The following is a 22832-nucleotide window of genomic DNA, read 5'->3' on the forward strand; positions in this document are numbered from 1 at the left end:
GGCCCTGTGGCCCGGACGTCCGGGTAACCGGGCCCGGTCGGGTGCGACAGCGGGAGTTGGCGCGTAACACCACTGCCGATCCGGGGCAAAGGTTGCATAATGCGGCGCTGAGGCACCATCACCCGGTCCTGTCGAGGAGTACACCCGTGGCGTTGACCCGTGCAGAGCGTGAGCAGTTTCTGGCCGAACCGCATGTCGCGGCCCTGGCCGTGGACGCGGCGGAGGGGCGGGCACCGCTGACCGTGCCGATCTGGTACCAGTACGCGCCCGGCGGCGACCTCTGGATCATGACGGGACGGGATTCCCGCAAGGGCGGCGCGATCGCCCGGGCAGGCCGTTTCAGCCTGATGGCCGACCGCGTGGAACCGACCATCCGCTACGTCTCCGTGGAGGGCCCCGTCGTCGCCACGCTCCCCGCCACCCGGGAGCAGCTCGTCGAGATCGCCTCGCGCTACCTGCCCGCCGAAAGGGTCGACGGCTACGTCGACTACGCGTGGAAGGAGCACGGCGAGCAGGTCGTCATCCACATGCGGCCCGAGCGCTGGCTCAGCTCGGACCTCGGAAGCCTCTGAGCGTCGAACGGGCCGGCCTCACACCTCCGGCCGCGCACCTCCGGCCAGACCGGCACCCCCGCCCCGAGCGGACACGTGGCCGCCGGGGCGCGGAGTGGGGAACGTGCGCCCTCATGCGGTCCAGAACGGTCGCGAGGGCGCGGACTCCGCACCCGATACGCATCACCTGCTTGGAGGGTGACGCACGCGACGGCCGGGCGAGACGATCCCGACCGCTCCGGAGAGCCCCCGCGGTAAGATCTATTTGACCTGTCAATTATGTCGTGATTGGGTCCCTTCACAACAGCACCGACCGGCCGCGGCCGGTCGCGGCAGGCCGTCGGCGCGGAGCAGCTGCCGACGTGTGACCGGCTGCCTACGGCACTAGCGACGCGAAAGGCGACGACACGGCCGGCACACCAGGCCCGACGCGGCCTCCTTGCGGCATTACCCCAGGACTTGATCATGACTGAACGTCTGACGCGCGGGTTCGCCGTGACGGACCGCGAGCCGAAATGCCCCTTCGATCCGTCGGCCCGCCTCGTCGGGATGGCCCGGGCGGAGGAACCGGTACGGGTCCCGATGTACGAGCCGAGGTTCGGTGACGCGGACGTGCTCGTCGTGTCCCGGTACGCGGACGCCCGCGCCGCCCTGGGGGACAACCGCCTGCGGTACAGCCACCTGCCGCTCGCCGACGGCAGCCCCCGGACGTACATGCCCGGCTTCCCGCCCGACTTCGACGGCGCCGAGCACGCACGCCTCCGCCGCATGCTCTCCGGGATCTTCACCCGTAAGCGGGTACAGACCCTGCGGCCGATGATCGAGAGGGTCGTGGCCGAGTGCCTGGACGCGACGGAGAAGGCCGGGCCCGGAGCGGACCTCATCGCGACGTTCGCTCTCGCGGTCCCCTCGAACGTGATCGGCGAGGTGCTCGGAGTACCCACCGAGCTGCGTCACGACTTCCACCGGCTCAGCACCGGGATCGTCAACTTCGCCAGCTCCCCGGCGGAGTACTTCGCACACCTCGGCGCCTTCCGCGAGTACATCACCCACGTCGTGGAGGAGATCCGCCGGGAGCCCGGCGAGGGCCTGATCAGTTCGCTGCTGAGGGACGAGGAGGGCAAGCTCAGCACGGAGGAGATCATCGGCATGACCAGCGCCCTGGTCGTGGCCGGGCACGAGACGACCGCCGCGATGATCGGCGTGAGCGCGCTGGCGCTCATCCAGCAGCCCGAACAGCTGGCGCTGATGCTCGCCGGCGGCGACGACGGCACCGAGAAGGCCGTGGAGGAGTTCCTCCGCTACATGAGCATCTCGGGTGTGTTCCCCCGTGCGGCGACCGAGGACGTCACCATCGGTTCATGGCAGGTGAAGGCCGGCGAACGCGTCCTGATCTCCCTGCTGAACGCGAACCGCGACGCGGAACTGGTGTCGGAACCGAACCGGCTCGACGTCTCCCGCGAACCGGTCGGGCACCTGGCCTTCGGATTCGGCACCCACCAGTGCCCGGGACAGCACCTGGCCCGCCTGGAGCTCCAGGTGGCCCTGCCCGCCCTGTTCCGCCGCTTCCCCGGCCTCGCGTCGGCGGTCCCGGCCGAGGATCTGTCCTTCCACAGCGAGGGAGCGAACGTCTACGGCCTGGCGGCCCTTCCCGTCACCTGGTGACGACGGAACGACTCGAAGGGGCTTCCGACCTGCGTCGGAGGCCCCTTCGGGCGTGAGAAGTCCCAGGCGGCGTGTGAGAGGCACTGCCCGCAGTGCGCCGTGGGGACGGCGCAGAGGGGAAGGGAAACATGTCGATAGGTCCTGCGGATTTCACAGCCCGCCTGCGCGCGGAGCAGAACGCTCCGGGCCGTGAGGAGACGCTTCGACGGAGCGGGCAACCCGACGGCGCAAGGCGATGCTCGGGGCAGGTGCCGGAATCCTGGTACTGGGAAGCTTCGGTGTCTGGCTCGCGGGTGCCATGGGCGGGAGGCCTGCCGACCAGCCCTTCGCCCCGCGCATGTTGGACGAGGCGATGTGGCCGGACGCCTGGCCGGCCACCACGAACATCCCCTTCCGGGGGTCACCTGCCGCTGCCTGGGAGAGCGGCAGCGCCGGGATACGTCTTCCGCAGTCCAAGGCCGTTGCCGGTCTGACCGACCGGGAGGTGTCAACCGGTCTCGGGGCCGTCCGGGACTTCCTCATCGACACGAACCTCTCCATCCAGACCCTCAACGGTTCCAGTCCGGCCAGGGCGTTGCACCTCCTCGCGCCGGACGATCCCGCGCGGAGGCCCCTGGAGGCGGACGCCACGGATCCGGGATCGGGCCGGGGATCGCTTCAGTACCTCACCCGGTTCGACAGGGACGAGGTACAGGTGATGGTGCCTGAGGGAATGGTCAAGACTCACGGCACCATGACGTACGAGGCCACACCGGCGGGCGCGCTCCTGGTGCGGGCCGACTACACCTTCGTCTACGCAACGGTGAAGACGACTGGAGCCAAGCTGATCAAGCCGCCCGGCTACGAGGTCGCCAGGGTGGTCGTCCACCGGGAGCTCGACATCCTGGTCCGTGACGGGAAGCTGCACCCGCAGACATCCGCGACGGCGATAGCCAACGACGACTGCACCGCACCCGCCGACGGGTTCATCCACCCGCTCTTCTACGACGACAAGAAGAAGACCAAGGAGTGGGCGCCGGTCGACCCCTATGACGAGACCGAGAAGCACATCGACGCTGCGGCACCCGGCGCATGCGTGCGCCCGACCCGGACCTGACTTCCGCGTCAACAGGGTGCTCCGGCAGGACGGCGAGGTCCGGGCCGACATCAATGCGGCGGGCTTCCCCGGGGCACCGGGCGGCTTCGCCGTTCCTTCATCTCCTCCCCGCATCCGGGCACAAGGTCCATGCGGCCGTTGCGGCGCGCACAGGATCACCGGGAACGCTTTGCCTCCGTTTGATCATCCAACATGCTTTACGAGGCAACCTTGTTGAGGCCCGGCAGAGGAAGCCGCGGCGCATCCCGATGACGGAAAGAGTGAGACGAAATGCGCACCATGGGAAGGCTGGCGACCCTGTTCGCAGCTCTGTTGCTGACCGCCGGGGCCGGTGTCGGTGTCGCGGGCGCGAGCCCGGCCGGAGCTCCGTGCTGCACCGACCCGACCTCCTGCGGTCTCGAACCCCCGGTCCCCTGCTGACACATGTCACCAGAGCCCCGCGCGCGGCTTCTCGACGACGCGTCGCCCCGGCACGTGGGTGCGGAGCGGAGCGGAGGACGAGGAGGGACTTCGAGAAGGACTCTCCGTCGCGTGACGGGCAAGCCCCCGCACGACCGGAAAGGGCCTCCGACAAAAGTCGGTTTCTAGGAGTCGTCGCACCACGTGGTCGTGTTGATCAGGCCGCGAGCAGTTTATGCAGTCGCTCGGCTGGGGGTTTCCCAGCCGAGCGTTTTGCGTGTGCGGCCGTTGAGTTCGGCGGCGACGGCGGTCGGGTGTGCACGGCCGTGGGCGGACAGGTCGGTGCCCTTGGGGAGGTACTGCCGAAGCATGCCGTTGGTGTTCTCCTTCGAGCCGCGCTGCCCAGGGCGGCCGGGTCGCAGAAGTAGACGGGGACGTCGGTGGTGAGGGTGAAGGAGCCGTGGGCCGCCATTTCGGAGCCTTGGTCCAAGGTCAGGGACCGCATCAGGTGGGAGGGAAGCTTCCTGACAGCGGTTGACCCGCCACCTACATGGATGGAGATGAGGTCAGCCCCCTGCCGTAACACCCCAGCCACTGCTCACCACCCAAGAAAGACGGAGTGCGTTCGTGTCCGCCAGTTGCGTCAGCGGACCGTCGGTGCACCGTCGAGGCCCAGCATCTCCAGCAGTCGGCGCATCATGTCCTCGAACACACCGTTGCTCTCCCTCTCCCCGAAGGATGTTCAGGGTGCCGGCCTCGGCCCGGGTGTCGTGCTCGCGCATCCACGTTATGACGACCTGCTGCCCGCGAACTGTCCGGCGTTGCGCCGGACCGGATGGTGGCCGGACCTCTGATCAGCGTCTCCGACGAACACCCCCGGGCCCGGTGACACCACCCCCCAGGTCATGCGTTCGACAGAGGGACACAGCCATGCCGCGCCCGGAGGCCAGCGGCTCCGTTGCGGAACCGCGGAAAACATAACGAGGGCTGCCGCACGATCGGATGACATATTAACTGGCCATATAGCTGGCTTGAAAGACACTTCTAGCCAGTTCGGAGAGTCCGGCAACATCCTCTTTCAATGCGGCGAGGGGCTCCCCTTGCCGGGACGCACACCGGTGGTGGATTGTCAGGAAACCACGGACCGGACGCTTTACCGACTTCTGATTGGGGACCGATGAAGAGTGCTCGTTTGGTGATCGCCCGGCTTGCTGCCGTGTTCGCAGGCGCCAGCCTGTTCGTTATCGCTGCCACCCTCCCGGCTCAGGCGGCGAGCTACTGGCGAATGTCCGTTTTTGCGAACTACGTCGGCGTCGGGGCGGACCGACACTGGGTCGAGGTCTGCGACAAGGAGGCGGACGGGGTCGGAGTATCCGGAACCTTCTACTTCAGTAGCGGATCTCCGGTCAAGGTCGGTGACGGAAACGGATCAGCTGCCGGGTGTGGAAACCGAACCTTCTCCGGCACTGTAATCGGCGTTGAAGCGTGCTGGAACGGGGCGGATATCGTTTGCGACTACAGGTCGGTGCCCTCCTAGCACTGGTCGTGCCCGCGGAACGGGTCACCTATAGCGGTGGTGCACTGTTTCGCGAGCGAATGCCGACAACAGGCCGACCTGGGTCAGCTCTCTACCCTGCCAGGTCCAGAATTCTCATTCCTGTGCAAACTCGTCGGCACCGTTGTTGCAGCAGCAGTACCTGCATCGAACGAATCACATGCACGATGCAGTCAGTCATTCTCTGCGCGCAGGGTTGTAGCGGTGCGCACTCCCGCAACCATGTGTCGCTCGTATCCGAATGAAAGTGACGGTAAAACTTATGCGCAGAAGCCGGATGGCCTCCTACGGTGCTACTGCACTGACAGTCATTGGAGCCCTGCTGTTCTCGGCTCCGGCCGCGTCCGCGGCTGGAGTATCCGTGACGGCAACCACGGCCCCTTCGTGTATAGGCCGGTATGTCACTGAGACCCCCGCCGGCTTCGATGTCCTGCTCTCGAACAACTGCGGAAAAACCATGAGCGTGAAGGTTCTGGTGGACTACGCCGGCGACAGCAACTGCTACGTGATGTCGGCCGGTACGCAGAAGCTGTACATATACGAGGGCGTCCTCGGTCAGTACGACAAGACCGTTCTCTGCTGAACTGCATCGCACCACAGGAATCCGCTGGTGCCCTCGTAACAGCGGCGACGGAGCCTCGATGAGTAGGCTGAATCGCCCGAGGATTCTGGGGCCTTGCTGAGTGCTGTGGGGGTTGAGGTTGATTTGGGTGCTGATCTACGGTGCCGGCCTTGACCGCGCCGTCGTGGCCACCTCCTTCGTCTCGGCCGCGCTAATGGGGCTTCTGCGAGTTGGCCACCGATCGGGTGGCGGCTGCGAAGCGCGCAGCGAACGGGACTCCCGTGCTGTTGACCGAGATATCTCTCTCAACGACGACTCGGGGGTCCCGTTGTTCATCTATTCTGCCGCACTCGACCTGCCGTAGAGCTCGTAACACGATCATGGTGAGACGCGGTCTACCCTTGTTGGGGTGTCGTCCCTCGCTGTTATTGCTTCTTCGCACTCATCGGCGTCCCCCGCCGTCGTCTACGCGGCGCTCCTGGATGCAGAATCCTGGCCGTTGTGGTCCGCCTGCGCCGACGTCGAGTGGGATGTACCTGCGGGAGTCGACCGGCCGGCACGCGTGGATGACCAGCGCGCCATCCGTTCCCTTACTGGGCGTGTGTGCTGCCGCGAGCGCGTCGTCGAGATGGTTCCCGACCAGCGGTTCAGCTACGAACAGGCCGCAGGACTGTTCACCTCTCATCGAGGGTCTGTGGACCTGGCCCGAGCCCTCCATGGCGGCACCGACATCACCTGGTCAGCGACCTACCGACACACCCTCCCTCTCCTGGACATGCTCAGGAGGCGGCGTCTGCAGGTTTGGGTCCAGGATCTTGCGTCATACGCCAACTCGATCGTGAGCCGTAACTCCTGGAACTACAGCGCCAGTTCATGATCCGAACTTCTTCAGACGTCTCCAGCAGATGAGGCGGCAGCCCAACGAGACCACGGCGTCGTGGAGTTCGATGCGTCGTTCCCATCGGACGGCGAGACGCAGCCTGCGGACGTCCAACCGCCCGCAGCGCCAGCTTTGCCAGACGGCCTTCCGTGCTAATACGACTGAGGCCATCGAGCTTGGTGAGCGCATCGAGGACTTTACGACCGCAGCTACGGCGCAGAGGCTTGCAGCACAGCGCCGTTGCTACTGCGCTCTGACCCACAAAACCGCCGCCCGGGTGCTGGCGACGCTGGGCAGGATCGAGACTGCGGTCGACGTCGAGCTGATCCGGTTCAGCGGCACGCATAGCTGATGTCCCCCTCCGCGCGCAGGCCGCCGGCAACCCAGCGGCACCGGAACGGCTGTGCTGGGTCGCCGGGGCGACCGAGCGCCGCATCACATGCCAGCAGTTGCAACCGCGTGGTGGAGCGACAGCCTGATGTCCCATCGACCTGTACCAACTCAGAGGCCTCAGCCGCCCCTCCGCTCAGGGATTTGTCAGGGACTTTCAGTGCTGTCCGAGGGACTTCCGAGGGACTTTTCGCAGCCTCACTTGGCAAGTCCCTGAAAGATCGAAAAGGGCCTCCGACGCAGTTCAGAGGCCCTTTCCGAGGCAAAGCCCCAGGTGGCGGCAGACGAGTCGGGCTGTACGCCGGGTTCTGTCGCCCGGTCGCCTCGCGGCGGCCGGGGAGACGGCCATCCATCTAGGACCGGCATTGCTGCCGGCCTCGTGCGGTCTACCCGCGAACTCGGGCGGGCCGCCCTCGGTCGTTCGCGCAGAACCGTCGTGCGACGGTCCCTCTTGACCTTGCTCCGGGTGGGGTTTACCTAGCCGCCTGAGTCACCTCAGGCGCTGGTGGTCTCTTACACCACCGTTTCACCCTTACCCGGGACCGGAGTCCCGGGCGGTCTGTTTTCTGTGGCACTGTCCCGCGGGTCACCCCGGGTGGCCGTTAGCCACCACCCTGCCCTGTGGAGCCCGGACGTTCCTCGGGAGAATCCGGGGATCCTCACGCGGCCGTCCGCCCGGCTCGTCTGCCGTGGTGACCATGCTACCCGGCGGCGTGACCGGCGAAGGCCGCGATGCCCGCCTCCCAGACGGCCGGAACGTCGGCCCCCGGGGGGAACCGGCCGCCCAGCTCCAGGACCACCATCCCGTGGGCGAAGGCCCACGCCGCGCGGGCGGTGTCCTCGTCGCCCCCGGCGGTGCGGAAGAGCGGCGCCTCGGCCGCGTCCGCCGCCGCGGCGGGAGGGAGGGCCCGGCCCATGGTGACGAGGTAGAGGTGCGGGTGGGCGAGCGCGTAGGCCCGGTAGGCCGTGGCGAGCGCGGCGAACGAACCCGGCACGGCACGCTCCGCCGCCGCCAGCACACCGGCGACCTCGCGCAGCATCTCCCCGGCGAGGACCGTCAGCAGGGAGGACTTGTCGGGGAAGTGCTTGTAGAGGGCGGACGCCCGCACACCCACCCGGTCGGCCACCCGGCGCATGGTGAGCGCCTCCTGCCCTTCCGCCTCCAGAAGGGCGCGCGCGGCGGTGACGATCTGCCGGCGCCGGCTGACGGCGGGGCCGGCGGCGAGGTCGGTCACGCGGGAGCCCTTCTGGTGCGGTGCGGTACGACTGAGGCGGTACCGGTGAGGCGCGCGGCGCGCTGGGGTGCGCCGCGGGCGTGCGTGCGAAGTCGTGATCGTACGAGACGGTGCCGGCAGCCCCGCCACGAGGGCTCACGCGGGCGCGAACAGCACCTTCGAGAATCCCGGGTCCGCGCGGGTCAGCCGGACCCTCAGCCGTTCGCCCAGCGGGAGCGGTGCGGCGGACTCGACGCGGGCGACGATCGCCGGATGCTCGATGTGGACGGTGCCGACGCCCGGCCGGTCCTCCTTGACGTCAATGACGTATCCGTCGAAGACCTCGCCGACCCGGGTCCTGAGCAGCGCCGCCTCGACCACGTCGACGCACTCCCGCTCCACCGTGTTGGCCCGGCGGGTGCCCTCCGCCATCTCCTTCGGCAGGCCGGGAAGGGCCCGCAGCACCCATTCCGGCGGCCGGACCTCCGCCGTCGCGGACAGGCACAGCTCGGCGGCGTACCTGTCGACGAGGCGGCGCAGTGGTGCGGTGCAGTGCGTGTAGAGCTCGGCTACGGCGGCGTGCACGGCGGGGGTGGGGAGCTCTCCGTGCTCGAACACGCTGTAGCCGGCGCCGCGCAGCAGCGTGGTGCACTCCTGGAGGAACGCGGCGTGGCTGCTCTTCGCGGGGTCCAGCGACCGCACCACCTCGGCGTACGGGACGTGGTGGGGCCAGTCGATGTGCAGAGCCTCCGCGGAGCGCCTGAGCCTGGCCACGGCTCCGTCCGGGGCGACGGGCAGCGTACGGAGGATGCCGGTGCCCGAGTCCCGCATGATCGCCGCGGCGGCCATGCCGGTGAGCAGGGACAGCTGGGCGTTCCAGCCGTCGGCGGGCAGCGGTGTGCGGTAGTCCAGGCCGTAGGCGCCGTCGCGTTCGACGATCTCCTGCTCGGGCACGTGGAGGGAGATGCCGCCCCGCGCGGTCTCCTGCTCCTCACGCAGCCTGCCGATGACGGCGAGCAGGGCGAGCGGTTCCTCGGCGGTGCCCGCGTCGATCTGGCGCTGCACTCCCGCGTAGTCGAGTTTCGCCCGGCTGCGCACGAGGGCGCGGCGCACCTCGGCGCCCACGGTGCGGCCCTCCGGGTCGAGGTCGATCCGCCACAGGGCGGCGGGCCGGGTCTCGCCGGGGAGGAGGCTGGCGGCTCCTTCGGAGAGCGGGGCGGGGTGCAGGGGGACCCTGCCGTCGGGGAAGTACAGCGTCGTCACCCGCCGGTGGGCCTCTGCGTCGAGTGCGCCGCCGGGGCGGACGAAGGCGGCGACGTCCGCGATGGCGTAGAACACCCGGTAGCCGTGCCCGCGCCGCTCCAGGTACAGGGCCTGGTCGAGGTCGGTGGAGGCGGGCGGATCGATGGTGAGGAACGGCAGGTCGGTGGCGTCGAGGTGGGCCGACACGTCGGGGGCCCGCGCCGCCTCCACGGTTTCGGCGAGCACGGCGGCCGGGAAGCCGCCGGGCACGTCCAGCCGTGTGCGCAGCTCACGCAGGGCCGCCCGCAGGGCGGTGCCGTCTGCGCCTGTCATGTGAAGCCGGCGGCGGGGCATGCCACCGAGCGTAGGACGGTGCGGTGCGGTCGGCATCCTGGTCGGGGGCGGTTCGCGTGCCTCGGCTCGCCGTACCCTTGCTGCGGGGTTCCCGCGTGTCAGGGGCCCTGTGCCGCGTCCGAAGGAGAATCCCGTGCTCGTGTTGTTGCCGCCCTCCGAAGGCAAGGCCGCACCGGGGCGCGGGGCACCGCTGAAGCCGGATTCGCTGTCGCTCCCGGGCCTTGCCGAAGCCCGTGCCGCGGTCCTCGACGAGCTGGTCGAACTGTGCCTGGCCGACGAGGAGAAGGCCCGCGAGGTGCTGGGCCTGAGCGAGGGGCTGCGCGGCGAGGTGGCGAAGAACGGCGAGCTGCGCACCGCCGCCACCCGCCCGGCCGGGGAGATCTACACGGGCGTGCTCTACGACGCGCTGGACCTGGCCACCCTGGACGCCGCCGCGAAGCGGCGGGCCGGGAAGTCGCTGCTGGTCTTCTCCGGGCTCTGGGGCGCGGTCCGGACCGGCGACCGCATCCCGTCGTACCGCTGCTCGATGGGCGTGAAGCTGCCCGGGCTGGGCGCGCTGGGCGCTCACTGGCGCGGCCCGATGGCCGAGGTCATGCCGGAGGCGGCCGGGGACGGTCTGGTGCTGGACCTGCGGTCGTCGGCGTACGCGGGTGCGTGGAAGCCCGCGGGTGAGATCGCCGGGCGGACGGCGAGCGTGCGGGTCCTGCAGTCGCAGGTGGTGGACGGGGTCGAGAAGCGGTCCGTGGTCAGCCACTTCAACAAGGCGACGAAGGGCCGGCTGGTCCGCGACCTGCTGATGGCCGGTGCCCGCCCCGAGGGGCCCGCCCAGCTGGTCGAGGTGCTCCGCGATCTGGGGTACGTGGTGGAGGCCGAGGCGCCGGGGCGGGCCGGGCGGCCGTGGGCCCTCGACGTGGTGGTCACCGAGATCCACTGACCGTTGCAGTATGCGCAACGCCCGTTGCGCATACTGCTGGCCTCGCGGCAGGATGAGCCCATGACCTCCTCCGCGCCCTCCGCCGTGTCCTCCTCCGTCCTGGACCTCGCCCCCGTCGTCCCCGTCGTCGTCCTGGAGGACGCGGCCGACGCGGTACCGCTGGCCCGCGCGCTCGTCGCGGGCGGGCTGCCCGCCATCGAGGTCACACTGCGCACGGCGGCCGCCCTCGACGCGATACGGGCGATCGCCTCGGAGGTACCCGGCGCCGTGGTGGGCGCGGGCACGGTGATCTCCCCCGCGCAGGTCGCCGCGACGGTGGACGCCGGGGCCCGCTTCCTGGTCAGCCCCGGCTGGACGGACGCGCTGCTGGAGGCGATGAAGGCCTCGGGCGTGCCGTTCCTGCCCGGGGTCTCGACGACGTCCGAGGTGGTCGCGCTGCTGGAGCGCGGAGTCACGGAGATGAAGTTCTTCCCGGCCGAGGCGGCCGGCGGCACCGCCTACCTGAAGGCCCTGTCCTCTCCCCTGCCCCAGGCCCGGTTCTGCCCGACGGGCGGCATCTCCCTCGCGTCGGCGCCGTCGTATCTGGCGCTGCCCAACGTCGGTTGCGTGGGCGGCAGCTGGATGGTGCCGGGCGACGCGGTGGCGGCGAAGGACTGGGCGCGGGTGGAGCGGCTGGCCGCCGGAGCATCGGCGCTGGGCCGCGGCTGATCCTCCTGGCTCAGCGCACGGCCCGGACGGCGTACAGCAGGCCGATGCCCAGCGCGAGGAGGCCCAGCAGCAGCCGCAGGACCGTCTCGGGGAGTCGGGGCGCCAGGCGCGCGCCGAGGTAGCCGCCGCAGAGTCCGCCGAGACCGCAGGCGAGGCCGAGTGGCCAGTCGGGGGCGATGTCACCCGTGGCCGTGAGGGACAGCAGCGCGTACACGCCCGCCCCGGCCAGGGACGTGACGAACGTGCAGGCCAGCGCGGCGGGGGCGACCTTGGCGACGGGGACCCCGCGCCCCACGAGGATCGGTCCCAGGAGCGAGCCCCCGCCGATGCCGTAGACCCCGCCCGCGACGCCGACTGCCAGGGCGAGCCCCCTGGTGGCGCGCGGAGTCGGCGGTCCGGCCGGCGTTCCGCGCCGCGCGGGGCGCACCGTACGGGCGCACAGCCAGGCTCCCAGCGGGAGCAGCAGTACGGCGATGAACGCCCGGAAGACGGTGTCGCCCGGCACGGCGAAGACCCGGATCACCGCGCCGATCGCGACCCCCGGCACGGCGCCCGCGACCAGCAGCCGGGTGAGCGGCCCGCGCAGCTGACCGCCCCTGCGATAGCGCAGCAGGGCACCGGGGCACGACACCACGTTGTACAGCAGGTTGGTGGGCGTCACCGCGGGGCTCGGCACCCCGAGCACACTGACCTGCGCAGGCAGCAGGAACACCGCCCCGGACACGCCGACGGGTGCCGTCACCATGGAGAGCAGAAGTCCCGCCGCGAAACCGAGGACGCCCGTGGACCAGGTCACGGCACCGGCGTCAGCGCAGGTGCGAGGTGTCGTTGAGGACCCTCAGCGACGGGTTCCCGTCCGCGTAGTACGCCACGGTCGACACCGAAGCCGGCGAGAGCTCCATCCGGAACAGCGACTCCGGCGGAGCGCCCAGCGCGAGCCGTACCAGCGTCTTGATCGGGGTGACGTGGGTGACCAGGAGCGCGGTGCGGCCGGCGTAGCGGGCGACGAGACGGTCGCGGGCGGCGGAGACCCTCTCGGTGACCTCCGCGAAGCTCTCGCCTCCCCCCGTGGGTGCCACGTCGGGGGACGCGAGCCAGGCCGTCAGGTCGGAGCCGTACCGCTCGCGCACCTCGGCGAAGGTGAGCCCTTCCCAGACACCGAAGTCCGTCTCGCGCAGGCCCTCCTCGATGCGGACCTCCAGCCCGAGGCGGCCGGCGACGGCGGCGGCCGTCTCCCGGCAGCGGCGCATCGGGGAGCTGATGATCTCCTGGACCGTGCCCCGTGCGGCGAAGGCGTCGGCCGCGCAGGCGGCCTGGTGACGGCCGGTGGCCGAGAGTTCGGGGTCGGTGCCGCCACTGCCGGAGAACCGCTTCTCCGGGGTCAGGGCCGTCTCGCCGTGCCGGAGCAGGACGAAGGTGGCGGGCGCACCCAGATCGGGGGCGCTCCCCCAGCCCGTCTGCGGAACGGCCGCCGCGGCCGGGCGGGCGGCGGCCATGGCCGCGCGGACCTTCGCCGCGCCCGCGACCGGGTCGCCGGGAGGGCCTGCGGGGGCCTCGGGCACCCCGGCCGGACGCCCGGTGTCCAGGTCGGCCGTCGACGACGCCCGGTCCCACTGCTCGCCTCTCCTGCCCGCGTCCATCGCCTCGTTGGCGAGCCGGTCGGCATGCTTGTTCTCGGCGCGCGGGATCCACTCGTACGTCACGGAGGAGGCGGGCAGGATGCCCGCCGCCTCGGCGGCGAGCGGCTTCATGTCGGGGTGCTTGATCTTCCAGCGGCCCGACATCTGCTCGACCACCAGCTTGGAGTCCATCCGGACGTGCACCCGCAGGCCGGCGTCCGGGAACAGGGCCCTGGCCGCCTTCAGCCCGGCGATCAGGCCCTTGTACTCGGCGACGTTGTTCGTCGCGACGCCGATGTACTCGGCGGCCTCGGCGAGCGTCCCGCCCGTGACCGGGTCGAGGACGACCGCGCCGTACCCGGCGGGCCCCGGGTTGCCCCGGGAGCCGCCGTCCGCTTCGACGACCAGCTGGTGCGAGGCTGTCATTACAGGCCCGACTCCGACGTGCGGACGAGGATGCGGTGGCAGTTCTCGCAGCGCAGCACGGTGTCGGGGGACGCGGCCTTGACGTCGTTGACCTCGGTGATGTTCAGCTCCAGGCGGCAGCCCTCGCAGCGGCGCTGGTAGAGCCTGGCCGCGCCGACGCCGCCCTGCTGGGTGCGCAGCTTGTCGTACAGCTTGAGCAGGTCGGCGGGGATCGCACCCGCGACGACCTCGCGGTCCTTGGCCACCGCGGTGGCGTCGCCGTCGATCTCGTGCGTGGCCGCGTCCCGCCGGGCGGTCGCGTCGTCCACCTTGGCCTGGACGGCACGGACGCGCTCGGTCAGCTCGGTGACGCGCTCCTGGGCGGACTCACGGCGCTCCATGATCTCGAGGACGACGTCCTCCAGGTCACCCTGGCGCTTGGCCAGCGAGGTGATCTCGCGCTGCAGGCTCTCCAGGTCCTTCGGCGAGGAGACCGCGCCGGAGTCGAGCCGCTGCTGGTCGCGGACGGCGCGCTGGCGCACCTGGTCCACGTCCTGCTCCGCCTTCGACTGCTCGCGGGTGGTGTCGCTCTCTTCCGTCTGCGAGGCGACGAGCAGGTCGCGCAGCTGGGCGAGGTCGCTGTTGAGCGAGTCGATCTCGGCGTGCTCGGGCAGCGACGTCCGCCTGTGGGAGAGCTGCGACAGGCGTACGTCGAGTGCCTGGACTTCGAGGAGTCGGATCTGGTCGGCGGGCGCGGCGTTCAGTTGGGGGCTCCAGAAGAGTGGTGGGTGGTCCAGGGGTCGGTGACCTGCTTCGAGACGTGGACCCGCAGGTCCCATCCGTGGCGGTCGGAAAGTGCGTCGAGCTGCGCGGCCGCCTGCTCGCACCAGGGCTGTTCGGTGGCCCAGTGTGCGGCATCGACGAGACCGAGTGCCGAGTGCTGGACGGCCTCGGAGGCCGGGTGGTGGCGCAGGTCCGCGGTGAGGAAGGCGTCCACACCCGCCGCGCGTACGGCGTCGAAGAGGCTGTCGCCCGAGCCGCCGCTCACCGCGACCCGCCGCACGACGGCGTCGGGGTCGCCGGCCAGCCTGATGCCCTGCGCGGTGGCGGGCAGCCGGGCGGCGGCGCGGGCGGCGAACGCGCGGAGGGTCTCGGGGTGGTCGAGCTCGCAGATCCGGCCGAGACCACGCCGGCCCGCGGGGTCCGTGGGGTCCGGGACGAGCGGGCCGGTGACCCGCAGGTCCAGGGCGCCGGCGAGGGCGTCGGAGACCCCGGGGTCGGCGGTGTCCGCGTTGGTGTGCGCCACGTGCAGGGCGATGTCGTGCCTGATGAGGTCGTGCACGACACGGCCCTTGAAGGTGCCGGCGGCGACCGTCGTCGTCCCGCGCAGATAGAGCGGGTGGTGGGTGACGATCAGCTGTGCGCCGAGGGTCCGGGCCTCCTCGGCGACCTGCCGGACCGGGTCGACGGCGAAGAGGACCCGGTCGACCTCCGCCGCGGGATCGCCGCAGACCGTGCCGACGGCGTCCCATCCCTCGGCGCGCTCGGGGGGCCATAGGGCGTCGAGCTCGGCGATGACTTCAGACAGACGGGGCACGGGGGAAAGGCTACCTGTCCCCCGTGCCCCGCCGCCCCTGGCCGCCGGGGCCCGTGCGGGCGGAACGGCGGCGTGCCACGAATCGTTACCCGGCTCGTTACTTGACGAGGTCGGCGCGGAGGTCGTCGAGGACGAGGTTCGCGGAGCTGACACCCAGGCCGAGGTACCACGTCTCGTCGGAGACGTCCTTGGCGTGACCCGCCTTGACCGCGGCGAGGTTCTTCCACAGCGGGTTGGCGCGGGCGGTGTCGCGCTTGGTGGCCTTGGCGTCGCCGTAGACACCGGTGAAGATCCAGTCGGCGTCGGCCTGGTCGATGTTCTCGGGGCTGATCTCCGCCGCCAGGTCGTCGATCTGCTGGTTCTTCGGCCGCGGGAGGCCGACGTCCTGGAGGATCGTGCCGATGAAGGAGTCCTTGGCGTAGAGACGGATCTTGTCCGGCAGGTAGCGGACCATGGAGATGGTCGGCTTGTCGGGGCCGATGTCCTCGCCGAGCTTCTCCGCCTTCGCCTCGTACGCGGCGAGTTCGGACTTCGCCTTCGCGGTCCTGTCGAGCGCGGCGGCGTTCAGGAGGTAGTTCTCCTTCCAGGTGAAGCCCGGGCGGATGGAGAACACGGTGGGCGCGATCTTGGACAGCTCGTCGTACTTGTCGGCCGCGCGCAGCTGGCTGCCGAGGATCAGGTCCGGCTTCAGCCCGGCGATGGCCTCCAGGTTGAGGCTGTTGATGGTCCCGACGCTGACCGGGTTCCCGGCCGCCTTCTTCAGGTAGGACGGGATGGCCGCGTCCCCTTCGGAGGGGGCGTAGCCGACGGGCTTCACACCGAGTGAGACAACGTTGTCGAATTCTCCGACGTCCAGCACGACGACCCGCTGGGGCTTCGACGCGAGCTTCGTCTTCCCCATGGCATGGGTGAGGGTGCGCGGGAACACGCCCGCCGCGGCGTCCGTGCCGTAGCCCGCGGTCTTCTTCGCCGCGTCCCCGAAGTCCTTGCCGCCCGTGGCGACGGCGGCCTTCTTGTCGGCGCCCGCCTTCCCGGCGGCGGAGTCGGCGGAATCGTCGCCTCCGCACGCGGAGAGGGAGAGTGCGGCGGCTACCGCGAGACAGGCAGCGGCGGTGCCGCGGCGTCCGAAGGACATGGTGTGCTCCAGTTCGGGACGTACACAGGAAAGACTTAGGAATGCCTAACCTTAGACCCCGCGCGGAAGCACGGCGACACCCCCGTTCGCAGGCGAATACGAACATCGGCACCCTTATGTGTGAAGTGCCGGGGCTCGTGTTGTCCGGCGGGGAGTACGAAACCTAGCTTCGGTTGCCGGAGGTGACCGAACCATGACTGCCTGTGCCATCGAGATCAACACCACGGGGGCCGCCCGGGCCGCCGCGACGACGGAACCCGGCCCCGGGCCCGTGGAAGCGGCCGCGCCGGCCGAGTCGGAGACACCCCGCGCCGCGGGTACGTCCGACGAGGGCGCGGATCCACTCAGAGTGGGCGCGTCCGACGACGGTCCGGGCGACGGGGATGCGCCCGGACCGGCCGTCGGGTCCGCTGCGTCCACCCGCCCCGTCGGGTACTCCGCGCCCGGCGGAACGGACGGCCGGGGTGTCCCGGACGCGTCCGCCGGGGTGCCCGCTCCGCCCCGTCCCCCGGTGCCTCCGGTCCCCGCGTTCCCGCCCGGCCGCCCGGGCGGCGCCGCGGAGGCGGTCGGGGCGTCCCCGCGCACGGTCCCCCCGGTGCTCACCATCGCCGCGGACCGTTCGTACGCCGCGCGCCTGACGGCGGCCGACCCGGAGGCGGCGGACCCCGCGTGGTTCCCCGAGCGCTGGACCCTCGGTCCCGAGCCCTACGCCGTGCCGCTGCCCCTCGGGCAGCCGGAGGAGGCGGACTCCGACGTACTGCCGCTCTCGGACGGGCGGGTCCTCATCCGGCGCCGGGTGGCGGACCGGCACGCCTTCTCGCTGCTCTACCCGACGGGGCCCGCAACCGGTGAAGTCCCCCTGGGCGCCCTCGAATGCGAGGAGCTCACCCTGCTCCCCCCGCCGCCGGACGGCATGAGCGCCTACGCCCTCGTTCCCGGCGACCGGTCCACCGGCGTCTGGCTGGTGGCGGGCGGACCTTTCGGCCCCGAACACGTCGCGGACGTGGCGGGACACTGTTCGGGCGGCGCCTGGCTGGACCGCGAGGGACGGCTCCTGGCCCTGGACCGGCAACTGCCCGGCGGCGGGCCGGTGAAGGCCGTCGCGGTCGACCTGGAGCGGGGTGGCGAGGTGACACCGCTGCTGCAGATCGCGCCGGACAGCGACGACCGGCTGCTGCTCGCGGACGCCGACAGCGGCCTGCTGCTGATCCGCTCCGACGCACCGGGCCACGACCGCCTCGGCTGGGGGGTGTTGGGCAGTTGCCTGCCGGTGCGGTTCCCCGAGTGCCTGCATCCGGCGGACGTGGCCGTGACGCCCATCGCCGTGCAGCCGGGCCAGATGCTGATGCCGGAGAACTGTGCTGTCGCCCTGCGGCTCGACGGGCCGGGCGGCAGCTGGGTGGGGCTCTGGCGCCCGGCCGGGCGGCGTGTGCACCACGTCGCGGCGCCGGACGGCTGGCTGGCCGGCGCCGGGTTCTGGAGCCGGGAGGGCCTGCTGCACCTGCCGTACGCGCAGCCCGGGGCGCCCTGCGGAGTGGCGGTCGCACAGGCCCCGGCGGAGGAGCCGCACCGGGCGGCCGCGACCGGAGCGCAACCGTCCGCGGCGCCCGCGCCTCCTGGAGTGTGCAAGCCCGTCCCGCTCGGTCAGGCCCCGCTCACGGGCAGCACGGCGGCCGGCTGACGGTCCGGACCGGGCCCGTACACTCTGGCCCGGGCTGCGCAGCCGTACGCGCGGACAGCCGACTGCGGTGACCGTGCCTGCGGAGGCGGGTCCGCGATGTACACGCAAGCGAGTTATACGGGGTGAAGTTCCCAGATGTCTGAGGCCCGAACCGACACGAGCCAGACGCGCCCCCAGGGCGCGGAACAGGGCGACGACGGCTCCGGAAAGCACCGAGGAGGCGCGTCGGCGGAGAACGCCGCCGCGCAGCCGCACGGCCGTCACCGCCGTCCCTCCGAAGGGGGTGGCAGCGCGGCGGCCTGAGAACCGCGTCGCAGGACACACGGGGGCCGTCCGGGCCGGGGGGGCCGGGGGGGCCGGGGCGGCCTTCGCCGTTCCCGGCGGCCCGCCCCGCCGCCCGCTTCTCCCCGACTCGGCCCGGACCCGGGACATTTGTCACCGCACGGTCCGTACATGTGCCCCTGCCGCGACGGTGGCCGGGTCCGTAGCGTCATGGGCATGACTCAGACGACGGACACCACGAACGGGCCCGCAGCGGTCTTCACCGGGGTGGTCAAGACGTTCGGGAGGGCGGGCCGCACCGTGCGGGCCCTCGACGGCATCGACCTCACGGTCCGGCGCGGCGGGACGGTCGCGCTGCTGGGCCGCAACGGCGCGGGCAAGTCCACGGCCATCAGCCTGCTGCTGGGGCTGAACGACCCCGACGCCGGCAGCGTGCAACTCCTCGGCCGCACCCCCCGCGGGGCGGTGCGCGCCGGGTTGGTCGGCGCGATGCTGCAGGACGGGCGGCCGATCCCCGGGGTGACGGTGCGCGAGCTGATCGCCTTCGTCGCCTCCACCTACCCGCGCCCGCTGCCCGTGGCCGAGTCCGCCGCCCTCGCGGGGGTGACGGAGTTCGCGGACCGGCGGGTCGACAAGCTCTCCGGCGGCCAGGTGCAACGGGTGCGCTTCGCCGTCGCGCTGGCGGGGGATCCCGGTCTCGTCGTCCTGGACGAGCCGACCGCCGCGCTGGACGTGGAGGCGCGTCGCGCGCTGTGGGACTCCATGCGGGCGTTCACGACACGGGGCAACACCCTTCTGTTCTCCACGCATCACCTGGAAGAGGCCGACGAGCACGCCGACCGGATCGTGGTCCTCGACCGCGGCAGGGTCGTGGCCGACGGGACCGGTGAGGAGATCAGGCGGGCGGCCGGACATCCCGTGGTGTCCGTCGACCTGGCGGGCCGCCCGGCCGGCGAACTGGAGTCGCTGCCGGGCGTCGTGGGAGTCGAGGTCCGCGGGGGGCGCGCGTCGCTGCGCAGCGAGGACTCGGACGCGACCGTGACGGCGCTGGCCGCGCTCGGGGCCGTGCGGGGGCTCAGGGTCGCCGGGGCGACGCTGGAGGACGCCTTCCTCGCCCTGACCACACCCGCCGGGGCGGACGGAACCGCCCGCCGGGACGAGCGGTCGAAGGAGGCCGTCTGATGTTCGCGTACATGGTCCTGGAGGTCCGCCGGACCCTGCGTGACCGGACGTTCCTCGTCTTCGGGGCGGGCATGCCGGTCATGATGTACCTGCTCTTCACCAACCTCGGCGGGGCAGGTGACGACGCCGGCTGGAAGGCCGCGTCCATGGTGGGCATGGCGGCGTACGGGGCCCTCGGGTCCGCGATGGCGATCGGCACGGGCATCGCGTCCGACAAGTCCCTCGGCTGGTTGCGGCAGTTGCGGATCACACCGCTGGACCCGGGCCGCGCCGTGGCGGGCCGTGCGGTCAGCGGCGTCGTGACCGTCCTTCCGGCGATCCTGGCCGTGCTGCTGGCCGGCGGGCTGGTCAACGGCGTGCGGCTCGCGGTGTGGCAGTGGACCGCCCTGGCGCTGCTGCTGTGGGCGGGCTCCCTGCCCTTCACCCTGCTCGGGATCGGAAACGGCTACCGGCACACTCCGCAGGGCACGGGTGTGGTCAACGTGGCCTGTCTGATGGGGTTCGCGGTCCTGGGCGGCCTGTGGTTCCCGCTCACGGAGTTCCCCGGCTGGCTGCGCACCGTCGGGGAGCTCACCCCCGCCCACGGCTTCGCGGAGCTCGGCCGGGCGACGGTCGCCGGGCACGCACCGGCGGGCGGCCAGGTGACGCTTCTGGCGGGCTGGATGCTCCTGTTCGGGGGATACGCCATGCTCTCCTACCGCCGGTCCGCGCGGACCGAGTGATCGGAGTGACCGCGATCCGTACGGTGGGAGAGATCCGCAGCCCCCGGACCCGTCGCCTCCGCGTCCGCCGCCCCGGGCCTCCCGGGCCCTACGCCCTGCTGCCCTGCCTGCTCCTGGGACTCGGCGCGTTCTCCAACCTCTGGCAGGGCGAGACACCCGACCCCTGGGTCGGCGGCATCGGACTCCTCGTCCGGGCGGCTCGCTGGAGTCGGGTCCCGGTCCGCAGGGTGGTTTCGTGGTGACGGCGCGGCTCCCGGTGGACGACGCGCGGCCGGGGCACGCCGGGCCGGGCGGGTGCTGAGGCCTAACCTGAGCCCGTGAACGAGATGCCGCGTGACCACCGCCCGGCCCGGTCCGTCCGGATCCTGCTCGCCGAGGACCAGGGCATGATGCGCAGTGCGCTCGCCCTGCTGCTGGGCATGGAGCCGGACTTCGAGGTGGTGTCCCAGGTCTCCGCCGGGGACCGGATCGTGGAGTCGGCGCTCGTCTCGCGCCCCGACGTGGCGCTGCTGGACATCGAGCTTCCCGGCCTGAGCGGTCTGGACGCGGCGGCGGACCTGCGCGAGGAGGTCCCGGAGTGCAGGGTGCTGATCCTGACGACGTTCGGCAGACCGGGCTATCTGCGGCGTGCCATGGAGGCGGGGGCCGCGGGGTTCCTGGTGAAGGACGGCCCGGTCGGGGAACTGGCGAAGGCGATCCGGCGGGTGCTGACCGGCGAGCGGGTCATCGACCCGGCCCTGGCCGCGGCGGCGCTGGGTGCGGGACCCAGCCCGCTGACCGCGCGGGAGCGGGACGTGCTGAACGCGTCCGTGGACGGTGCCACCGTCGCGGACGTGGCGGCGAAGCTGAACCTCTCGGCGTCGACCGTGCGGAACTACCTGTCGTCGGCCATCGGCAAGACCGCCACCCGCAACCGCATGGAAGCGGTGCGGGCGGCCCGGCAGCAGGGCTGGCTCTGAGCCCTACGCCGTGTCCGGGCCCTTCCCGGCGGTCCCACCGCTGAGCGGCGCGTCCGTGCGCTTCGGGGCGGACACGCCGGCCGCGCCCCTCCCCCGCCTTCCGGGATGCCCCGGCAGCCACAGCAGCATCATCAGCGCCCCGGCCACCAGCACCGTGGCGGACGTGCGGAAGGCGAGCGCGTATCCGGCGGTGATCTCCGCCGCCCCACCGGAACCAGCGGTGCGGGCGGCGGCGACCGTGGAGAGCACCGCGAGGCCCAGCGCGCCGCCCATCGTGCGGGACGTGTTGATCAGCCCGGAGACGAGCCCGGCGTCGCCCGGCGCGGCGCCGGAGGTGGCGAGCGAGGCCAGCGGGGTGGAGGCCAGCCCCGACCCGGTCATCATCAGCACGCCGGGGAGGCAGACCGCGGTGAGGTAGGAACCGTGCACGCCCATCGTCGACTGCCAGGCGAAGCCGGCGGCGGCGACCAGGAAGCCCGCCACGGTCAGGGACTTGGCGCCGGTCCGTGCCATGATCCGGGGCGCGGCCTTCGCCGCGACGAAGACGGCGACCGAGCTCGGGACGAGCGCGAACCCGGCCTCCAGGGGTGTGTAGCCCAGCACGTTCTGGGCGTAGACGGTCATGAAGTACCACATGCCGAAGGTCGCCGAACCCAGCAGCAGCATCGAGACGTTCGCGGCCGAGACGGCCCGTACACCGAGCACCCGCAGCGGCATCAGCGGGGCCGCCGCCGTCGCCTCCACCCGGACGAAGAGCCCGAGCAGCGCGAGCCCGCAGGACAGCGGTACCAGGGTGCCGGCCGCGGTCCAGCCCGCGGCCTCGGTCTGCACGATGCCGTACGCGGTCGTGGCCAGCCCCGCCGTGACGAGCACCGCGCCCGGCAGGTCGACCCGGCGCCGGCCGCCGGTGCGGCCCTCGGCGAGCCACAGCGCGGCGCCGGTCAGGACGAGGGCGCCGACCGGCACGTTGATGAGGAGGACCCAGCGCCAGGAGAGGGCGTCGGTCAGCACGCCCCCGACGAGGCCGCCGGCCGCTCCGCCGCCCGCGCCGACCGCCATCCAGGTGCCGATCGCCCGGGTGCGCGCGGGGCCTTCGGGGACCGCCCCGGTGAGGAGGGTGAGCGTGGCCGGGGAGAGCACTGCCGCGCCGAGCCCCTGCGCGGCACGGGCGGCGAGCAGGTGCCAGTCCTCCTGGGCGAACCCGCCGGCCAGCGAGGCCGCGGTGAAGAGACCGAGGCCGGTCATGAATATCCGCTTGCGGCCGTACAGGTCAGCGGCCCGCCCGCCCAGCAGCATGAAGCCGGCGAAGGCGATCGCGTAGGCGTTGACGACCCATTGCAGCCCGGAGGTGCTCAGGCCGAGGTCGCCGCGCATGGACGGCAGCGCCACGTTGACGACGGACACGTCGAGGACGACCAGGAACTGGCCGGTGCAGGCGGCCGCGACCACGGCCCAGGTGCGGGTTCGCGACCGGGCGGGCAGCCGGGCGGGTGGGGAGTCGTCAGCCATGGATGTCATACTCGCAGGCTGCAGGTGACCCGTACATCGGTTTCGGGTCCCCCCCGCTCCGGCCGCAGGACGTAGGACCCCGTCCCCGTCGGCCGGACCGCGGCACGGGACCGAGGACCGCCGGCACGTCCCGTTCCGTTACCTCGTGTTCACCGGAATACGGCGCGCGCACGGAATGGTTCACTATGCAC

20 protein-coding genes, 1 other RNA gene and 1 pseudogene are annotated in these 22832 nt (G+C 71.7%); 12 read left to right on the forward strand and 10 right to left on the reverse strand.

Going from position 1 to position 22832, the window contains the following annotated elements; all coding sequences use genetic code 11:
* Nucleotides 1-146: 146 nt before the first annotated feature.
* From ACFYY2_RS23095 to ACFYY2_RS23105, 3 genes are all read left to right on the forward strand, one after another.
* Nucleotides 147-572 (forward strand): pyridoxamine 5'-phosphate oxidase family protein, encoded by a 426-nt coding sequence (locus tag ACFYY2_RS23095; protein WP_388745798.1) that lies wholly within the window; start codon nucleotides 147-149, stop codon nucleotides 570-572.
* 444 nt (nucleotides 573-1016) lie between these two features.
* On the forward strand, nucleotides 1017-2216 hold the full coding sequence (locus ACFYY2_RS23100; protein ID WP_388745800.1) for a cytochrome P450: 1200 nt from the start codon (nucleotides 1017-1019) through the stop codon (nucleotides 2214-2216).
* Between the two features lie 235 nt (nucleotides 2217-2451).
* Complete coding sequence (locus ACFYY2_RS23105) at nucleotides 2452-3312, forward strand: hypothetical protein (RefSeq protein WP_388745802.1); 861 nt, start codon at nucleotides 2452-2454, stop codon at nucleotides 3310-3312.
* 632 nt (nucleotides 3313-3944) lie between these two features.
* Here ACFYY2_RS23105 and ACFYY2_RS23110 read toward each other — a convergent pair.
* Nucleotides 3945-4234 (reverse strand): annotated as a pseudogene (locus tag ACFYY2_RS23110) (IS30 family transposase); the annotation flags it as partial.
* Nucleotides 4235-5723: 1489 nt separating this feature from the next.
* Here ACFYY2_RS23110 and ACFYY2_RS23115 point away from each other — a divergent pair.
* Both ACFYY2_RS23115 and ACFYY2_RS23120 read left to right on the forward strand, forming a co-directional pair.
* Complete coding sequence (locus ACFYY2_RS23115; protein WP_329042991.1) at nucleotides 5724-5849, forward strand: hypothetical protein; 126 nt, start codon at nucleotides 5724-5726, stop codon at nucleotides 5847-5849.
* 388 nt (nucleotides 5850-6237) lie between these two features.
* Nucleotides 6238-6705, forward strand: a complete 468-nt coding sequence (locus ACFYY2_RS23120) for an SRPBCC family protein (RefSeq protein ID WP_388745804.1) — start codon at nucleotides 6238-6240, stop codon at nucleotides 6703-6705.
* Nucleotides 6706-7379: 674 nt separating this feature from the next.
* Here the strand turns inward: ACFYY2_RS23120 and rnpB are convergent.
* The 3 genes from rnpB to ACFYY2_RS23135 form a co-directional block, all read right to left on the reverse strand.
* Nucleotides 7380-7781, reverse strand: an RNA gene (rnpB, locus tag ACFYY2_RS23125) — RNase P RNA component class A.
* Between the two features lie 18 nt (nucleotides 7782-7799).
* Complete coding sequence (locus tag ACFYY2_RS23130; protein WP_388745806.1) at nucleotides 7800-8333, reverse strand: TetR/AcrR family transcriptional regulator; 534 nt, start codon at nucleotides 8331-8333, stop codon at nucleotides 7800-7802.
* A 135-nt stretch (nucleotides 8334-8468) separates the two neighbouring features.
* Complete coding sequence (locus tag ACFYY2_RS23135) at nucleotides 8469-9887, reverse strand: RNB domain-containing ribonuclease (RefSeq protein WP_388745808.1); 1419 nt, start codon at nucleotides 9885-9887, stop codon at nucleotides 8469-8471.
* A gap of 154 nt (nucleotides 9888-10041) precedes the next feature.
* On the opposite strand from ACFYY2_RS23135, the gene yaaA reads away from it, so the two are divergent.
* Entirely contained in the window at nucleotides 10042-10842 is an 801-nt protein-coding gene (yaaA, locus tag ACFYY2_RS23140; RefSeq protein WP_388745810.1) for a peroxide stress protein YaaA, read from the forward strand.
* 60 nt (nucleotides 10843-10902) lie between these two features.
* A complete protein-coding gene (eda, locus tag ACFYY2_RS23145; protein WP_388745812.1) occupies nucleotides 10903-11550 on the forward strand; it encodes a bifunctional 4-hydroxy-2-oxoglutarate aldolase/2-dehydro-3-deoxy-phosphogluconate aldolase in 648 nt (215 codons plus the stop codon).
* Nucleotides 11551-11560: 10 nt separating this feature from the next.
* Here eda and ACFYY2_RS23150 read toward each other — a convergent pair whose 3' ends face one another.
* The 5 genes from ACFYY2_RS23150 to ACFYY2_RS23170 all read right to left on the reverse strand — a co-directional run bounded on the left by ACFYY2_RS23150 (nucleotide 11561) and on the right by ACFYY2_RS23170 (nucleotide 16306).
* Nucleotides 11561-12346 carry a sulfite exporter TauE/SafE family protein gene (locus ACFYY2_RS23150; protein WP_388745814.1) on the reverse strand — a complete coding sequence of 262 codons (786 nt, stop codon included), beginning with the start codon at nucleotides 12344-12346 and terminating at the stop codon, nucleotides 11561-11563.
* A gap of 10 nt (nucleotides 12347-12356) precedes the next feature.
* Nucleotides 12357-13595: a bifunctional RNase H/acid phosphatase gene (locus ACFYY2_RS23155; RefSeq protein WP_388745816.1), complete on the reverse strand. Its 1239-nt coding sequence runs from the start codon at nucleotides 13593-13595 to the stop codon at nucleotides 12357-12359.
* Nucleotides 13595-14338 (reverse strand): zinc ribbon domain-containing protein, encoded by a 744-nt coding sequence (locus ACFYY2_RS23160; protein WP_388746066.1) that lies wholly within the window; start codon nucleotides 14336-14338, stop codon nucleotides 13595-13597. The genes ACFYY2_RS23155 and ACFYY2_RS23160 overlap by 1 nt, the downstream gene beginning before the upstream one ends.
* Nucleotides 14335-15171, reverse strand: coding sequence for a Nif3-like dinuclear metal center hexameric protein (locus ACFYY2_RS23165; protein ID WP_388745818.1), 837 nt, complete (start codon nucleotides 15169-15171; stop codon nucleotides 14335-14337). The genes ACFYY2_RS23160 and ACFYY2_RS23165 overlap by 4 nt, the downstream gene beginning before the upstream one ends.
* 97 nt (nucleotides 15172-15268) lie before the next feature.
* A complete protein-coding gene (locus ACFYY2_RS23170) occupies nucleotides 15269-16306 on the reverse strand; it encodes an ABC transporter substrate-binding protein (RefSeq protein ID WP_388745820.1) in 1038 nt (345 codons plus the stop codon).
* Between the two features lie 193 nt (nucleotides 16307-16499).
* Here ACFYY2_RS23170 and ACFYY2_RS23175 point away from each other — a divergent pair, with 193 nt between their 5' ends.
* The 5 genes from ACFYY2_RS23175 to ACFYY2_RS23195 all read left to right on the forward strand — a co-directional run bounded on the left by ACFYY2_RS23175 (nucleotide 16500) and on the right by ACFYY2_RS23195 (nucleotide 21132).
* Nucleotides 16500-17987 (forward strand): hypothetical protein, encoded by a 1488-nt coding sequence (locus ACFYY2_RS23175; protein WP_388745822.1) that lies wholly within the window; start codon nucleotides 16500-16502, stop codon nucleotides 17985-17987.
* 498 nt (nucleotides 17988-18485) lie between these two features.
* Nucleotides 18486-19451 carry an ABC transporter ATP-binding protein gene (locus ACFYY2_RS23180; RefSeq protein ID WP_388745824.1) on the forward strand — a complete coding sequence of 322 codons (966 nt, stop codon included), beginning with the start codon at nucleotides 18486-18488 and terminating at the stop codon, nucleotides 19449-19451.
* Nucleotides 19451-20173, forward strand: coding sequence for an ABC transporter permease (locus ACFYY2_RS23185; protein ID WP_388745826.1), 723 nt, complete (start codon nucleotides 19451-19453; stop codon nucleotides 20171-20173). The genes ACFYY2_RS23180 and ACFYY2_RS23185 overlap by 1 nt, the downstream gene beginning before the upstream one ends.
* Nucleotides 20174-20178: 5 nt before the next feature.
* Entirely contained in the window at nucleotides 20179-20415 is a 237-nt protein-coding gene (locus tag ACFYY2_RS23190; RefSeq protein ID WP_388745828.1) for a hypothetical protein, read from the forward strand.
* Between the two features lie 84 nt (nucleotides 20416-20499).
* Nucleotides 20500-21132 (forward strand): response regulator, encoded by a 633-nt coding sequence (locus ACFYY2_RS23195; RefSeq protein WP_388746068.1) that lies wholly within the window; start codon nucleotides 20500-20502, stop codon nucleotides 21130-21132.
* A gap of 3 nt (nucleotides 21133-21135) precedes the next feature.
* On the opposite strand, the gene ACFYY2_RS23200 is transcribed toward ACFYY2_RS23195, so the two are convergent.
* Complete coding sequence (locus tag ACFYY2_RS23200; RefSeq protein WP_388745830.1) at nucleotides 21136-22650, reverse strand: MFS transporter; 1515 nt, start codon at nucleotides 22648-22650, stop codon at nucleotides 21136-21138.
* Nucleotides 22651-22832: the final 182 nt, after the last annotated feature.

The sequence above is a fragment of the Streptomyces sp. NPDC001822 genome (genome assembly GCF_042892135.1).
Taxonomy (GTDB): Bacteria; Actinomycetota; Actinomycetes; order Streptomycetales; family Streptomycetaceae; genus Streptomyces.

Coding starts and splice junctions, on each gene's coding strand:
- ACFYY2_RS23180 (WP_388745824.1), top strand. CDS start 18,486: ATGACTCAGACGACGGACACCACGAACGGGCCCGCAGCGGTCTTCACC.
- ACFYY2_RS23115 (WP_329042991.1), top strand. CDS start 5,724: ATGAGCGTGAAGGTTCTGGTGGACTACGCCGGCGACAGCAACTGCTAC.
- ACFYY2_RS23100 (WP_388745800.1), top strand. CDS start 1,017: ATGACTGAACGTCTGACGCGCGGGTTCGCCGTGACGGACCGCGAGCCG.
- ACFYY2_RS23200 (WP_388745830.1), bottom strand. CDS start 22,650: ATGACATCCATGGCTGACGACTCCCCACCCGCCCGGCTGCCCGCCCGG.
- ACFYY2_RS23185 (WP_388745826.1), top strand. CDS start 19,451: ATGTTCGCGTACATGGTCCTGGAGGTCCGCCGGACCCTGCGTGACCGG.
- ACFYY2_RS23155 (WP_388745816.1), bottom strand. CDS start 13,595: ATGACAGCCTCGCACCAGCTGGTCGTCGAAGCGGACGGCGGCTCCCGG.
- eda (WP_388745812.1), top strand. CDS start 10,903: ATGACCTCCTCCGCGCCCTCCGCCGTGTCCTCCTCCGTCCTGGACCTC.
- ACFYY2_RS23195 (WP_388746068.1), top strand. CDS start 20,500: ATGCCGCGTGACCACCGCCCGGCCCGGTCCGTCCGGATCCTGCTCGCC.
- ACFYY2_RS23135 (WP_388745808.1), bottom strand. CDS start 9,887: ATGACAGGCGCAGACGGCACCGCCCTGCGGGCGGCCCTGCGTGAGCTG.
- ACFYY2_RS23175 (WP_388745822.1), top strand. CDS start 16,500: ATGACTGCCTGTGCCATCGAGATCAACACCACGGGGGCCGCCCGGGCC.
- ACFYY2_RS23105 (WP_388745802.1), top strand. CDS start 2,452: ATGCTCGGGGCAGGTGCCGGAATCCTGGTACTGGGAAGCTTCGGTGTC.
- ACFYY2_RS23170 (WP_388745820.1), bottom strand. CDS start 16,306: ATGTCCTTCGGACGCCGCGGCACCGCCGCTGCCTGTCTCGCGGTAGCC.